The sequence below is a fragment of the Stenotrophomonas sp. RS-48 genome (assembly GCF_030053245.1).
In the GTDB taxonomy this organism is placed as follows: domain Bacteria; phylum Pseudomonadota; class Gammaproteobacteria; order Xanthomonadales; family Xanthomonadaceae; genus Stenotrophomonas; species Stenotrophomonas maltophilia_P.
The window spans coordinates 17,398-30,260 of sequence record NZ_JASGBV010000046.1; the positions used below are offsets into that span (position 1 = coordinate 17,398).

Annotated in this window: 15 protein-coding genes; 7 read left to right on the forward strand and 8 right to left on the reverse strand. The window is 67.3% G+C overall.

Features of this window, described 5'->3' with window-relative positions; translation table 11 throughout:
- Window positions 1–46: 46 nt before the first annotated feature.
- Together proC and QMZ25_RS09525 are read right to left on the reverse strand one after the other, a co-directional pair.
- Window positions 47–868: a pyrroline-5-carboxylate reductase gene (gene proC, locus QMZ25_RS09520; RefSeq protein WP_065175973.1), complete on the reverse strand. Its 822-nt coding sequence runs from the start codon at window positions 866–868 to the stop codon at window positions 47–49.
- 18 nt (window positions 869–886) lie between these two features.
- Entirely contained in the window at window positions 887–1,564 is a 678-nt protein-coding gene (locus QMZ25_RS09525) for a YggS family pyridoxal phosphate-dependent enzyme (RefSeq protein ID WP_128989763.1), read from the reverse strand.
- An 87-nt stretch (window positions 1,565–1,651) separates the two neighbouring features.
- Between QMZ25_RS09525 and QMZ25_RS09530 the strand changes: the two genes are divergently transcribed.
- From QMZ25_RS09530 to QMZ25_RS09540, 3 genes are all read left to right on the forward strand, one after another.
- On the forward strand, window positions 1,652–2,689 hold the full coding sequence (locus QMZ25_RS09530) for a type IV pilus twitching motility protein PilT (protein WP_053519259.1): 1,038 nt from the start codon (window positions 1,652–1,654) through the stop codon (window positions 2,687–2,689).
- Between the two features lie 99 nt (window positions 2,690–2,788).
- Window positions 2,789–3,931 (forward strand): PilT/PilU family type 4a pilus ATPase, encoded by a 1,143-nt coding sequence (locus tag QMZ25_RS09535; protein ID WP_074900446.1) that lies wholly within the window; start codon window positions 2,789–2,791, stop codon window positions 3,929–3,931.
- A gap of 157 nt (window positions 3,932–4,088) precedes the next feature.
- Window positions 4,089–5,072, forward strand: a complete 984-nt coding sequence (locus QMZ25_RS09540; protein ID WP_053519261.1) for an aldo/keto reductase — start codon at window positions 4,089–4,091, stop codon at window positions 5,070–5,072.
- 30 nt (window positions 5,073–5,102) lie between these two features.
- On the opposite strand, the gene QMZ25_RS09545 is transcribed toward QMZ25_RS09540, so the two are convergent.
- Window positions 5,103–6,005: a LysR family transcriptional regulator gene (locus QMZ25_RS09545; protein WP_283219522.1), complete on the reverse strand. Its 903-nt coding sequence runs from the start codon at window positions 6,003–6,005 to the stop codon at window positions 5,103–5,105.
- A 158-nt stretch (window positions 6,006–6,163) separates the two neighbouring features.
- Between QMZ25_RS09545 and QMZ25_RS09550 the strand changes: the two genes are divergently transcribed.
- On the forward strand, window positions 6,164–6,871 hold the full coding sequence (locus QMZ25_RS09550; protein WP_283219523.1) for a YitT family protein: 708 nt from the start codon (window positions 6,164–6,166) through the stop codon (window positions 6,869–6,871).
- A gap of 85 nt (window positions 6,872–6,956) precedes the next feature.
- Here QMZ25_RS09550 and QMZ25_RS09555 read toward each other — a convergent pair whose 3' ends face one another.
- Window positions 6,957–7,502, reverse strand: a complete 546-nt coding sequence (locus QMZ25_RS09555) for a DNA-3-methyladenine glycosylase I (protein WP_053519397.1) — start codon at window positions 7,500–7,502, stop codon at window positions 6,957–6,959.
- Window positions 7,503–7,591: 89 nt separating this feature from the next.
- Here QMZ25_RS09555 and QMZ25_RS09560 point away from each other — a divergent pair, with 89 nt between their 5' ends.
- From QMZ25_RS09560 to QMZ25_RS09570, 3 genes are read left to right on the forward strand one after another with little or no spacing between them, the layout of a single operon-like run.
- A complete protein-coding gene (locus tag QMZ25_RS09560; RefSeq protein WP_065182436.1) occupies window positions 7,592–8,158 on the forward strand; it encodes a YqgE/AlgH family protein in 567 nt (188 codons plus the stop codon).
- On the forward strand, window positions 8,151–8,618 hold the full coding sequence (ruvX, locus tag QMZ25_RS09565) for a Holliday junction resolvase RuvX (RefSeq protein WP_053519401.1): 468 nt from the start codon (window positions 8,151–8,153) through the stop codon (window positions 8,616–8,618). Before QMZ25_RS09560 ends, ruvX begins: the two co-directional genes overlap by 8 nt.
- Window positions 8,619–8,634: 16 nt before the next feature.
- Window positions 8,635–9,585 carry an aspartate carbamoyltransferase catalytic subunit gene (locus tag QMZ25_RS09570; RefSeq protein ID WP_074900463.1) on the forward strand — a complete coding sequence of 317 codons (951 nt, stop codon included), beginning with the start codon at window positions 8,635–8,637 and terminating at the stop codon, window positions 9,583–9,585.
- A gap of 91 nt (window positions 9,586–9,676) precedes the next feature.
- Here QMZ25_RS09570 and QMZ25_RS09575 read toward each other — a convergent pair whose 3' ends face one another.
- The 4 genes from QMZ25_RS09575 to mgtE form a co-directional block, all read right to left on the reverse strand.
- Entirely contained in the window at window positions 9,677–10,168 is a 492-nt protein-coding gene (locus QMZ25_RS09575) for a transposase (RefSeq protein ID WP_065174527.1), read from the reverse strand.
- 101 nt (window positions 10,169–10,269) lie between these two features.
- On the reverse strand, window positions 10,270–11,088 hold the full coding sequence (locus QMZ25_RS09580; protein WP_197600954.1) for a prolyl oligopeptidase family serine peptidase: 819 nt from the start codon (window positions 11,086–11,088) through the stop codon (window positions 10,270–10,272).
- Between the two features lie 70 nt (window positions 11,089–11,158).
- The gene (locus tag QMZ25_RS09585) at window positions 11,159–11,425 is read right to left on the reverse strand and encodes a hypothetical protein (RefSeq protein ID WP_053519409.1); all 267 of its coding nucleotides are present in this window, start codon (window positions 11,423–11,425) and stop codon (window positions 11,159–11,161) included.
- A 57-nt stretch (window positions 11,426–11,482) separates the two neighbouring features.
- A complete protein-coding gene (gene mgtE, locus QMZ25_RS09590; protein ID WP_053519410.1) occupies window positions 11,483–12,844 on the reverse strand; it encodes a magnesium transporter in 1,362 nt (453 codons plus the stop codon).
- Window positions 12,845–12,863: the final 19 nt, after the last annotated feature.

Consider the following 12,863-nt stretch of genomic DNA (forward strand, 5'->3'; position numbering starts at 1 on the left):
GGGGTCGGATCCCTTTGCCCCGGCAGAGGGATCTGACCCCAAGGAATCAGTCGTTTGCCGCTGACAGTGCCTGGCCGCGCACCTGTGCGGCGCGCAGCGCGGCATCCACCAGTGCCTCGAAGCCGCCGGCCTGGAAGCTTTCGATCGCAGCCTGGGTGGTGCCGTTGGGCGAGGTCACGCGGCGGCGCAGCTCGGCGGGACTTTCTCCCGCTTCATCGAGCATGCGCGAGGCGCCCAGCAGCGTCTGCACCACCAGCGTGCGTGCGGCGTCGGCGGGCAGACCCTGGGCGATGCCTGCCGCTTCCATCGCTTCGGCGAGCAGGAACACATAGGCCGGACCGCTGCCGGAGACAGCGGTGACCGAATCCATCAACGGCTCGCTGTCGATCCATACCGTGCGTCCGGCACTGGCCAGCAGGTGCTCGGCCTGGGCCCGCTGCGGTGCATCCACTGCCGGTGTTGCGTACAGGCCGGTGACGCCGGCACCGAGCAGCGCGGGCGTGTTGGGCATCGCGCGCACCAACGGCAACGTGCCGCCCAGCCAGCGCTGCAGCTGCGTGCTGGTGATGCCCGCGGCGATCGAGACCACCAGCGGTCGGTTGTCCTGCGCCAGCGGCTGCAGCGACTGGCAGACGTCGCGCAGTACCTGTGGCTTGACCGCCAGCAGCCAGGTCTGGCCCTGCGCGGCGGCCGCGCTGGCGCTGTCGTGGGTATGCACGCCGAAGTCGCTGGCAAGCGCATCGCGCACGGCGGCGACCGGCTCGGCCACGTGGATGCGCGTGGCAGGCACGCGCTGGCGGATCAGGCCGGCGATCAGGCTGCGCGCCATGTTGCCGCCGCCGATGAAGGTGATGGAATCTGCTGCCATGGAAGTCTCCTCGGAATGTCAGGCCGGCCGCGGACGGGCGCCGAACAGGGCGGTGCCGATGCGCACCAGGGTGGCGCCTTCGGCGATGGCCTCGGTGTAGTCGCTGCTCATGCCCATCGAAAGGGTATCGACCTGCGGGAAGCGGTCGGCCAGTGTCTGGAAAAGTGTGCGCATGCGCACGAATGCGTCGCGGCGGCGTTCCGCCTCCGGCCACGGCGCCGGGATCGCCATCAGACCCCGCAACCGCAGGCCAGGCTCGGCGGCGATGGCCTCGGCCAGGGCCTGGACGTCCTCTGGCGCGCAGCCGTGCTTGCTCGATTCATCATCGATGTTGACCTGGATCAGCACGTTCAGCGCTCCGCGCGCCGCCGGTCGATGGCGGGCCAGCGCGGTCACCAGCTTGGGACGGTCCACGCTCTGTACCCAGTCGAAATGCGTGGCCACCGCTTCGGCCTTGTTGGACTGCAGATGGCCGATCAGGTGCCATTCCAGGTCGAGGTGCTGCAGCGCCTGCATCTTGGCCAGCGCCTCCTGCACGTAGTTTTCGCCGAAGGCGCGCTGGCCCTGTGCAGCAAGGGCGGCCACGGCCTCGGCCGGTTGGGTCTTGGAGACCGCCAGCAGGCGCGGCGGCGCACGTCCGGCGGCCTCCGCCGCAGCGTGCAGGGTGCTCAGGATCTGGGGCAGGGCAGTGGCCACGTAACGCGTTCCAATCGATCAGGAGGCTATACTGCCGCCCGGGGAAAGATCCTTCCAGTCGAAGCCGTTATTGGGGAGTAGCCGCTCATGGATATCGCCGAGCTGTTGGCGTTTTCCGTAAAGAACAAAGCGTCCGACCTGCACCTGTCCGCAGGCCTGCCGCCGATGATCCGCGTGGACGGCGACGTTCGCCGCATCAACATCCCGGCACTGGACCACAAGCAGGTCCATGCGCTGGTGTACGACATCATGTCCGACAAGCAGCGCCGCGACTACGAGGAATTCCTCGAAGTGGACTTCTCGTTCGAGATCCCGTCGCTGGCACGTTTCCGCGTGAATGCGTTCAACCAGAACCGGGGTGCGGGCGCGGTGTTCCGTACCATTCCGTCGGAGGTGCTGACACTGGAGGATCTGGCCTGCCCGCCGATCTTCCGCGAACTGATCCAGCAGCCGCAGGGCCTGATCCTGGTGACCGGCCCGACCGGTTCGGGCAAGTCGACCACGCTGGCCGCGATGATCGACTACATCAACAAGAGCGAATACGGCCACATCCTCACCGTCGAGGATCCGATCGAGTTCGTGCACACCTCGCAGAAGTGCCTGATCAACCAGCGCGAAGTACACCGCGATACGCATGGCTTCAACGAGGCACTGCGCTCGGCACTGCGAGAAGACCCGGACATCATCCTGGTCGGCGAACTGCGCGACCTGGAAACCATCCGCCTGGCACTGACCGCCGCGGAGACCGGCCACCTGGTGTTCGGCACCCTGCACACCAGTTCGGCGGCCAAGACCATCGACCGCATCATCGACGTGTTCCCGGCCGGCGAGAAGCCGATGGTGCGCTCGATGCTGTCCGAGTCGCTGCGCGCGGTGATCTCGCAGGCACTGTTGAAGAAGGTGGGCGGCGGCCGTACCGCAGCGTGGGAGATCATGGTGGGCACGCCGGCCATCCGCAATCTGATCCGCGAAGACAAGGTGGCGCAGATGTACTCGGCGATCCAGACCGGTCAGCAGCAGGGCATGATGACGCTCGACCAGCACCTGCAGGACCTGGTCAAGCGCAGCCTGATCACCCGCAACCAGGCGCGCGAGTACGCCAAAGACAAGCGACTGTTCGAGTAAGGCAAGGCAGAAGCGGGCCCCGGCGCGCGACCGCGCCGGCGACTCCGCGATGTTCCGACCATCGACTGAAGCCTGGCACATGCCTCCTGGGAGCCTGCCGTGAACACCACCGCCACCACCATCGATTTCACCTCCTTCCTCAAGCTGATGGCGCACCAGCGCGCCTCGGACCTGTTCATCACCGCGGGCATGCCGCCGGCGATGAAGGTCAATGGCAAGATCGCGCCGATCACGCAGACACCCCTGACGCCGCAGCAGAGCCGCGACCTGGTGCTGAACGTGATGACGCCGGCACAGCGCGAAGAGTTCGAGAAGACCCACGAATGCAACTTCGCCATCGGCCTGTCCGGTGTCGGCCGTTTCCGCGTGAGCTGCTTCTATCAGCGCAACCAGGTGGGCATGGTGCTGCGTCGCATCGAGACGCGCATCCCGACCGTGGAAGAACTGAGCCTGCCGCCGATCATCAAGACGCTGGCGATGACCAAGCGCGGCATCATCCTGTTCGTCGGTGCGACCGGCACCGGCAAGTCGACGTCGCTGGCAGCGATGATCGGTTATCGCAACCAGAATTCCACCGGCCACATCATCACCATCGAGGATCCGATCGAGTTCGTGCACAAGCACGAGGGCTGCATCATCACCCAGCGCGAAGTGGGCATCGATACCGACAGCTGGGAGGCCGCGCTGAAGAACACGCTGCGCCAAGCGCCGGACGTGATCATGATTGGTGAGGTGCGTACCCGCGAAGGCATGGACCACGCCATCGCCTTCGCCGAGACCGGCCACCTGGTGCTGGCGACGCTGCATGCCAACAACGCCAACCAGGCGATGGACCGCATCATCAACTTCTTCCCGGAAGACCGTCGCAACCAGCTGCTGATGGACCTGTCGCTGAACCTCAAGGGCGTGGTCGCCCAGCAGCTGGTGCCGTCCCCGGATGGCCGCTCGCGCAAGGTTGCAATGGAGATCCTGCTGGGCACGCCGCTGGTGCAGGACTACATCCGCGACGGCGAGATCCACAAGCTGAAGGAAGTGATGAAGGAATCGGTCCAGTTGGGCATGAAGACCTTCGACCAGAGCCTGTTCGAGCTGTACCAGGCCGGTGAGATCAGCTACGAGGATGCGCTGCGGTATGCCGATTCGCAGAACGAAGTGCGGCTGCGCATCAAGCTGAGCCAGGGCGGTGACGCGCGCACCCTGTCGCAGGGCCTGGACGGCGTGGAAATCTCCGAGATCCGCTGAAGCAGCAGAGGACGGCAGCCGGGCGTCGCCCGGCGCCGCGGAAGATCACCGGGACGGCCGGATTCATGAAATCCAGTCATGACCGACTGCGGCGCAGCCGGTTCAATCCGATGGCGCCGCAGGCGTATCGTCAGCGCTCCCCCTCTGGAGCATGACAATGCAGACACGTGAACTCGGCCGCAGCGGCCTGAAGGTTTCCGCCCTCGGCCTGGGCTGCATGGGCCTGAGCCACAGCTACGGCAAGCCCGTGGAACTGGAGCAGGGCGTCGCGCTGCTGCACGCAGCCGTGGAGCGCGGGGTCACCTTCTTCGACACGGCCGAGGTGTACGGCCCGTACACCAACGAGGCACTGCTGGGCAGGGCGCTGGCGCCGCATCGGGACCGGCTGGTGATCGCCACCAAGTTCGGTTTCCGCAATGCCCAGGCCGATACCGGGCTGGACAGCCGCCCGGAGAACATCCGTGCCGTGGCCGAAGCCAGCCTCAAGCGCCTGCGTACCGACCACATCGATCTTTTCTACCAGCACCGTGTCGATCCCAACGTGCCGATCGAGGACGTCGCCGGTACCGTGCGCGACCTGATTGCCGAAGGCAAGGTCGGCCACTTCGGGCTCTCCGAAGCGAGTGCCGCCACCGTGCGCCGCGCACATGCCGTGCAGCCGGTGGCTGCGGTGCAGAGCGAGTACTCGCTGTGGTGGCGCGAGCCGGAGCGCGAACTGCTGCCGACCCTGCAGGAGCTGGGCATCGGCTTCGTACCATTCAGTCCGCTGGGCCGGGGCTTCCTGACCGGTACGATCAATGCAGAGACCACGTTCGAGGCCGACGACTTCCGCAACACCGTGCCGCGGTTTGAAGTCGAAGCGCGCCGGGCGAACCAGGTGCTGGTGGACCGGATCGGCGCCATTGCCGCCGCCCGCGGTGCCACCCCGGCACAGGTGGCATTGGCCTGGCTGCTGGCGCAGGCAGACTGGATCGTGCCGATTCCGGGTACCACCAAGGTGCATCGCCTGGAAGAGAACCTGGGAGCGGTGGACCTGCAGCTGTCGAGCGAAGAACGGCAGCGCATCGCGCAGGCGCTGGATGAAGTGTCGATCGTCGGCGAGCGCTACAACGCCCAGCGTGCGGCGCAGGTCAAGGGCTGATCGTGGTGGGTGCGGGCCTTGGGCCCGCACTCATCGGTCCATCATCGGCCCGCGCAGGGCATCGAGCACCGTGCGCATCGCCAGGGTCACGTGGTGGCGCGAGGGGTAGTACGCGTAGTAGCCATCGAACGGCGGGCACCAGTCGTCCAGCACCGATTGCAGGCGCCCATCGTCCAGCATCGGCAGGACCTGGTCTTCCGGCAGCCAGGCCAGCCCGCTGCCGGCCAGTGCCGCGCTGCGGGTCATGCCCATCGTGTTGAAGGTCCACTGCCCGCTCACGCGCACGCTCAGTTCGTGGCCATCCTGGCCGAAGTCCCATGGCATCAGGCCGCCATGGGTGGGCAGGCGCAGGGTGATGCAGTTATGGCTGGCCAGGTCGTGCGGATGCGCGGGGGCGGCGTGCTGACGGAAGTAACCCGGGGCACCGACCACGCGCATCCGCAGCGGGGGGCTGATGGGCACGGCGATCATGTCGCGTGCCAGGCGCTCGCCGAGGCGGATGCCGATGTCATAGCGCTCGGCGACGATGTCGGCCAGGCCATAGTCGGTGGTCAATTCGATCTTCAGGTCGGGTAAGCGCTGCAGCAGGGGGGCCAGCCGCGGCCACGCCAGATACTCAGCGGCGTGGCCGGTGGCGCTGATGCGGATGGTCCCGGCGGGGCGGTCGCGGTACTCGGCCAACGCGGCCAGTTCGTGCTCGATCTCGGCCAGGCGTGGTGCCAGCGTGGCGAGCAGGCGGGCGCCAGCCTCCGTGGTGGAGACGCTGCGGGTGGTCCGGGTCAGCAGGCGCACCCCGAGCCGCTCTTCGAGGCCGCGCATGGCGTGGCTGAGCGCGGACTGGGAGACACCCAGCTGGGCGGCCGCGCGGGTGAAGCTGCCCTCGCGGGCGACGTGGACAAAGGCCTGCAGGTCGTTGAGGTTTTCGCGCGGCATGCGGGAATGATACGGCGCCGCCGCTGCCCGCTGCCGCGCAGGCTGATGCTTTCCGGGGAGCCCTCAGGCAGGGCGGCGCATCCAGCTGAACGATTTCATCTGCAACTGTCATGCGGATCGTGTCTAATACCGCCTCCCCCCGCTGTCCCCCCACCCGCATGTCCCATCCTTCCCATGGCCCCGCGCCGTGCGACGACGCTGACGGCCACCTGGTCACGGCCGGTCCGTTGACTCCGCCGCCGGACAGCGCCGGTACCACCGCCGACGAGAAAGCGCTGCGCCACTCGGTGGCCGAGGACGTGCAGGGCATGGTGCTGGCGACGATGGTGGCCTCGCTGGGCCTGGCCATCTTTGCCAAGGGCGGGCTGATGATCGGCGGCATGGCCGGCATGGCCTTCCTGCTGCACTACTCCATGGGCTGGAACTTCGGGCTGGTGTTCGTGCTGGTCAATCTGCCCTTCTACTGGGTGGCGCTGCGGCGCATGGGCTGGGAATTCACCCTGAAGACCTTTGCCGCGGTTACCGCCTGCGGCGTACTGACCGATCTGCTGCCGCGCTGGATCGATTTCTCGCACATCCATCCGCTGTACTCGGCGCTCGTCGGCGGCGCGCTGTCGGGGCTGGGCATCCTGTTCTTCATCCGCCACCGCGCCAGCCTGGGCGGCATCGGCATCCTGGCGGTCTACCTGCAGCGCACCCGTGGCTGGAGCGCCGGCAAGGTGCAGATGTCCTACGATGCCTGTCTGATGATCGCCGCGTTCTTCGTGCTTTCACCGTCCAAGGTGATGTATTCGGCGATCGGCGCGGTGGTGCTCAGCCTGGTGCTGATGTTCAACCACCGGCCCGGCCGTTACATGGGCGTGTAAGCGCGCCTTCCGCGTTCGCCGGGCATGGCCCGGCGCTACCGGAACCGGTACGTGGTAGCGCCGGGCCATGCCCGGCGGGTCCGGTTCAGCGGGCGACGGCCTGCAGCCAGGGCGGTGACAGCTTCAGCAGCCGCGCATGCACCGGGCAGTCTGCGGCGTGCGCACCCGGCAGGTAGCCCAGGCTCATCAGGAATTCGCCGGTGATCTCGCCGCCGGTGAAGCGGAAGGTCTTCTTGAACAGCTTCACCCAGTCAGCCTTGCTGCGTGGGTGATGCGCGTCCAGCCAGGCGGCGAAGCTGCCGTGGTCCGCACGCAGCTGCTGGATCACCTGTGCGTTGTGGATCGCGGCAAGCACCTTCAGGCGGTTGCGGATGATGCCCGGGTCCGAGAGCAGGCGCTCGATGTCCTGCTCGGCATAGGCCGCGACCCGGTCCACGTCGAAGGCATCGTAGGCCGCGCGGAATCCTTCCCGCTTCTTCAGGATGGTCTCCCAGCTCAGGCCGGCCTGGTTGATCTCCAGCACCAGCCGCTCGAACAGCTCGCGTTCGTCGCGCTGCGGGAAGCCGTACTCGTGCGCGTGGTAGTAGTCGTGCACCGGGTGGCCGGGGGCGATCAGGCAATATCCGGACAAGGCGAACTCCTGCGGTACGGGGTGGTCATTATGCGCGCCGTGACCGGCAGGTGCAGGCATCGGGGGCGACCAGCGGCTAGAATGGCGGCATGCCCGCAACTCCCACTTCCCTTGCCGATCACCTGCTCGTCGCGCTGCCGTCGCTGCTCGACGCGACCTTTGCCCGCAGCGTCGCGCTGATCTGCCAGCACGACGAGAACGGGGCGATGGGCGTGCTGGTCAACCAGCCGTCCGAGTACACGCTGGGCGAGGTGCTGTCGCAGATGGACATCGCCACCAGCGATGGCGACCTGCAGGCGCGCATGGTGCTCAACGGGGGGCCAGTGCATCCCGAGCGCGGGTTCGTCATCCACGACGATGCGCGGCCCTGGGATTCGAGCCTGACGGTGGGCGATGGCCTGTACCTGACCACGTCGCGCGACATTCTCGAAGCAATGGCCCGCGGCGAAGGCCCGGCCAATGCCGTGGTGACCCTTGGCTGCGCCGGATGGGGCGCTGGGCAGCTGGAAAGCGAGCTTTCCGAGAACAGCTGGCTGACCGTGCCGGCCGACGCCGAACTGGTGTTCCAGCTGCCGCTGGAGCAGCGCTGGCAGGGCGCGGCCTCGCGCATCGGCGTGGATCTGTTCCGGCTCACCGATTACAGCGGCCATGTCTGAGCCGGCCGCCCTCCGTCGCGATGGCACCGTGCTCGGCTTCGATGTCGGCGCGCGACGGATCGGTGTGGCCATCGGCAGTGCCTTCGCCGCGCACGCGCGTGCCGTGGCCGTGGTCGACGTGCACGGCAACGGCCCGGACTGGGCGGCGATCGAACGCCTCATCAAGGAATGGAAGCCCGATGGCCTGGTGGTCGGCGATCCGCTGACGCTCGACGGCCAGGACCAACCCAACCGCAAGCGCGCGCAGGGCTTCGCCCGCCAGCTGCGGGAACGATTCAAGCTGCCGGTGGTGATGATCGACGAGCGCTCAAGCTCGGTGGAAGCCGCCCGCCGCTTCGCCGTCGAGCGCGCCGAAGGGCGCAAGCGCCGCCGTGATGCGGCCGCGCTTGATGCGGTGGCTGCGGCGGTGATCATCGACCGCTGGCTGTCCTCGCCGGACGACGCCACTCCCATTCCCTGACTGCACGATTCCCGCCATGACCGCCCAGCAACTCGATGCCTCCGGCCGCCTGCGCCACCTGCTGACTCTTGAGGGCCTGCCCCGCGACACCCTGCTGCAGCTGCTCGACCGCGCGGGGCAGATCCGCGACGCGGCGGTCGGCCGCGTCGGCAACAAGCGGCACGTGCTGGCCGGTTCCGCGGTGTGCACGCTGTTCTTCGAACCGTCCACCCGCACGCGCAGCTCGTTCCAGCTGGCCGCGCAGCGCCTGGGCGCCGACGTGCTGAACTTCGATGCGTCGACCTCGTCCACGCGCAAGGGCGAAACCGCCTGCGACACGCTGCGCAACCTGGAAGCGATGGGCGTGCGCGGTTTCGTGGTGCGCCATCCCGATGATGGTGCCGTGGCCGCACTGGCCGAAGCGGCGGGCGAGGGCACCGCCCTCATCAACGCCGGCGATGGGCGCAGTTCGCACCCCACCCAGGGCCTGCTGGACATGCTGACCCTGCGCCAGGCCAAGGGCCCGGATTTCTCGAAGCTGAAGGTGGTGATCGTCGGCGACGTAAAGCACTCGCGCGTCGCCCGCACCGACCTGCACGCACTGCGCACGCTGGGCGTGGGCGAGATCCGCGTGTGTGGCCCGCAGTCGCTGCTGCCGGACGACGAAACCCTGAAGGGCTGCGTGGTGGGCGAAGATTTCGACGCGATGCTGGAAGGGGTCGACGCACTGATGATGCTGCGCCTGCAGCGCGAGCGCATGGAAGAAGGGCTGGTGCCGTCGCTGGAGCAGTATCACGACCAGTACGGCCTGACCCGCGAACGCCTGGCCCGCGCCGGCAAGGACGCCGCGGTGCTGCACCCCGGCCCGATCAACCGCGGCGTGGAAGTGACCGACGATGTAGCCGATGGCCCACAGTCGTGGGTGCTGCGCCAGGTCGCCAACGGCGTCGCCGTGCGCATGGCCGTGCTGGAAACCCTGCTGGGCTGAACCCCGCTTTGGCAGGTGCCAGCCTTGGTTGACACACTTACCGCGCGGCTTGTCCGCGCACCGCTCTGGTAGATGCCAACCTTGGTTGGCACTATCCATCCGCGCCCAAGTTGTCGAGCGGATCACACGAAGCGCCAAGCTCCCATTCGCACCATGCATGGGGATATTGCCCAAGCCGCGTCGTCAGCCCGGCCCTGATCGGATTTCCCATCAGATACATCGCATGCCGGTGCAACGATTCGTCAGAGCGGATCGCATGATCGTGATAGCAGGCCTGCCAGAAGCGCCCGACTCGCCCCAGCAACCGGTTTACCTGCTGGGCGGTGCGCGACTTGAAACGCTTCATGACGGTTTCCAGCGTTCCCGCACGTAGTTCGACCAGCCAGTGGATGTGGTCGGGCATGACCACGTACGCAATCGAGCGGGTGAAGCCTTCCTGATCCAGTCGCTGGAATTCGCGGACTGCCAAGGCGGCCGCTGCGGCGTTGGTGAAGAGCGGCGCGCGGTCATGGACGACGGTGGTGAGGATATAGCTGAGGCCGATGCTGGAGCGACGACCGAGCAGGAGACGTGTGTTCTGCATGGAGCAAGCATGGACGGGCCTGCTTCCAGTGAACATCGGGGAATGGGTTGGTTTCAGGTAGGCCAGTGCCAACCAAGGTTGGCAACTACCGAAGCTATGGCTCATCGCTTCTGCGCGAACAACCACGCCCACATTGCCGGGTCGGCGTAGGTGGCATCCCAGGCGTTGTGGTTACCTTGCGGATACTCGGTGTAGCGTACGTCGGCGGCGCCGGTGGCCTGGAACGCGGCGTGCAGGCGGCGGTCGTCGTCTGGTGGCACCACATCGTCAAGCGCACCATGGAAGATCCAGATCGGCGTGTGCCGCAGGCGCTGTGCAATCGCGGCATACGGATCGGCTTCGTTGGCGACCTGTTCCACGAACAGGGTCGGCCGCACCGCGCGGGGGGCCAGCACCGCGCCGCAGACCGGCACGATCGCCGCGAAACGGCGCGGGTCATCCAGTGCGATGTTCCAGCTGCCGTAGCCGCCCATCGACATGCCGGTCAGGTACTGCCGGGCCGGGTCGGCACCGAACTCGGCGAGGGTGGCATCGAGTGCGGCCAGGGCCACCCGGTTGTTGCGGCCGCTCCATTCCTCGTGCCCGGGAACCTGTGGGAACACCACCAGCGCCGGGAAGTCGCGGTGGTCGCGCAGGTAGGGGCCGAGCCCGGCGTGAGTCTGCTTCACGCCATCGCCGCCACGCTCGCCAGAGCCGTGCAGGAACAGGATGACGGGCACATCGACCGGCGCGGCACCCTGCTGCGCCGGACCACGCGGCTGCAGGCCCGCGGGAATGAACACCTGGTAATAGGCCGTCCGGCCATCCACCTTCACCGCACGCGCCTCGAAGCGTCCGTGCGTCCGTTCGGCGGTGCTGGCGCAGCCTCCTACCATCAGGACCAGCAGCAGCGGCAACCAGCGTGCAAGCAGACGAACCATGAGCGCGTTTCCTGATCTGGAATCGTTTTCATGGTAGTCCAGTCGCGCCTGGCCAGCATCGTGCAGCGCGTCACTCGGGCCGGGGGGCGCTGGCGACGATGTCCAGCTGCTCCTGCGCTTCAGCGTTGCCTTCGGCGGCGGCGGCCCGTACCTGTGCCAGATCCGGGTGCAGCACCACCAGCAGCGGGTTCTCGCACACCGGGCAGTCGTACTCGGTGGCGTCCTCGTCCAGCTCCATCACCATTGCCCGCGAACTGCCCTTCCATTCGCACGCGGCACAGGTATGCAGCTGGTCGCGCCAACCCGGCTGGAAGTAGTTTTCGATCGTGGTTGCCATGGGGTGTTCCAGTGGGAATGGGCGCCGCGCCCCGACCGGCGGCAGGGCGCAGGTCGGTCAGTGCAGCAGCACCAGGGTGGCCAGGCCGAGGAAGGTGAAGAAGCCCATCGAATCGGTCACGGCGGTCAGGAAAATACCGCTGGCCAAGGCCGGATCGAAGCCGAAACGTTTCAGGGTCAGCGGCACCAGCACACCGGCCAGCGCGGCGAACAGCAGGTTGAAGGTCAGCGCGATGGCGATCACCGCCGACAACCCCGGCGAATGGAACCAGGCCAGCACGATCAGGCCCAGCACGGAACCCAGCAACAGGCCGTTGAGCAGTGCCACCCGCACTTCCTTCCACAGCAGGGTGCGTGCATTGGATGCGCCCACCTGGCCCAGCGCCAGGCCGCGCACCATCAACGCCAGCACCTGCGTGCCTGCGTTGCCGCCGAGGCCGGCGACGATGGGCATGAGCACCGCCAGCGCCACCAGCTTGTCGATCGTGCCTTCGAAGTGACCGACCACGCTGGAGGCGAGGAAGGCGGTACACAGGTTCACCGACAGCCACATCAGGCGACGGCGCATCGCGCGCCACACCGGGCTGAACAGATCCTCGTCCTCGTCCAGGCCGGCGGCGCCCAGCGCCTGGTGCTCGGCCTGGCCACGGATGATGTCGACCACGTCATCGATGGTGATGCGGCCGACCAGAATGTTGTTGTCGTCCACCACCGGCGCGGAAATCCAGTCATGGTCGGAGAACTGGCGGGCGACCTCCTGGTCGCTCTCGCCGACATCGATCGCCGGCTGTTCGTCGTCGATCAACCGGTTGATCGGCGTGGTGTCTTCATGGGTGACCAGCGCTGCAAGCGAGACACGGCCAAGATACTGATGGCGGCGGCTGACCACGAACAGGTGGTCGGTATGGTCCGGCAGTTCGCCGCGCAGGCGCAGGTAGCGCAGCACCACGTCGACGTTGACGTCGGCGCGCACGGTCACCACGTCCGGGTTCATCAGGCGGCCAGCGCTGTCCTCGGGGTAGGACAGGACCTGCTCGAGGCGCTCGCGGTTCTCGCGGTCCATCGACTTGAGGACTTCGTCGATGACCGTGTCCGGCAGGTCCTCGACCAGATCGGCCAGGTCGTCGATGTCCAGGTCTTCGACCGCGGCGATGATCTCGTCCGGGTCCATGTCCGCGAGCAGGCTCTCGCGCACGTCGTCGCCGACGTGGACCAGCACCTCGCCGTCATCTTCCGGATCGACCAGGCCCCACACGACTTCGCGCTTTCCCGGCGGCAGCGATTCGAGCAGGTTGCCGATCTCGGCGGGGGCCAGAGTATTGACCAGGCGACGCACCGGTCCCAGCCGGCCACTGTCCAGTGCATCGGACAGCATCCGCAGTTGGCGCGCAGTCTTGTCGTGGCGTACAGCTTCAGCCATCGCAGCTCCCGCGGGATAA

Excerpts from the sequence above, each read along its gene's own strand:
- proC (WP_065175973.1), bottom strand. The coding sequence starts at position 868 with ATGGCAGCAGATTCCATCACCTTCATCGGCGGCGGCAACATGGCGCGC.
- QMZ25_RS09530 (WP_053519259.1), top strand. The coding sequence starts at position 1,652 with ATGGATATCGCCGAGCTGTTGGCGTTTTCCGTAAAGAACAAAGCGTCC.
- QMZ25_RS09540 (WP_053519261.1), top strand. The coding sequence starts at position 4,089 with ATGCAGACACGTGAACTCGGCCGCAGCGGCCTGAAGGTTTCCGCCCTC.
- QMZ25_RS09545 (WP_283219522.1), bottom strand. The coding sequence starts at position 6,005 with ATGCCGCGCGAAAACCTCAACGACCTGCAGGCCTTTGTCCACGTCGCC.
- QMZ25_RS09550 (WP_283219523.1), top strand. The coding sequence starts at position 6,164 with ATGTCCCATCCTTCCCATGGCCCCGCGCCGTGCGACGACGCTGACGGC.
- QMZ25_RS09560 (WP_065182436.1), top strand. The coding sequence starts at position 7,592 with ATGCCCGCAACTCCCACTTCCCTTGCCGATCACCTGCTCGTCGCGCTG.
- ruvX (WP_053519401.1), top strand. The coding sequence starts at position 8,151 with ATGTCTGAGCCGGCCGCCCTCCGTCGCGATGGCACCGTGCTCGGCTTC.
- QMZ25_RS09570 (WP_074900463.1), top strand. The coding sequence starts at position 8,635 with ATGACCGCCCAGCAACTCGATGCCTCCGGCCGCCTGCGCCACCTGCTG.
- QMZ25_RS09575 (WP_065174527.1), bottom strand. The coding sequence starts at position 10,168 with ATGCAGAACACACGTCTCCTGCTCGGTCGTCGCTCCAGCATCGGCCTC.
- QMZ25_RS09580 (WP_197600954.1), bottom strand. The coding sequence starts at position 11,088 with ATGGTTCGTCTGCTTGCACGCTGGTTGCCGCTGCTGCTGGTCCTGATG.
- QMZ25_RS09585 (WP_053519409.1), bottom strand. The coding sequence starts at position 11,425 with ATGGCAACCACGATCGAAAACTACTTCCAGCCGGGTTGGCGCGACCAG.
- mgtE (WP_053519410.1), bottom strand. The coding sequence starts at position 12,844 with ATGGCTGAAGCTGTACGCCACGACAAGACTGCGCGCCAACTGCGGATG.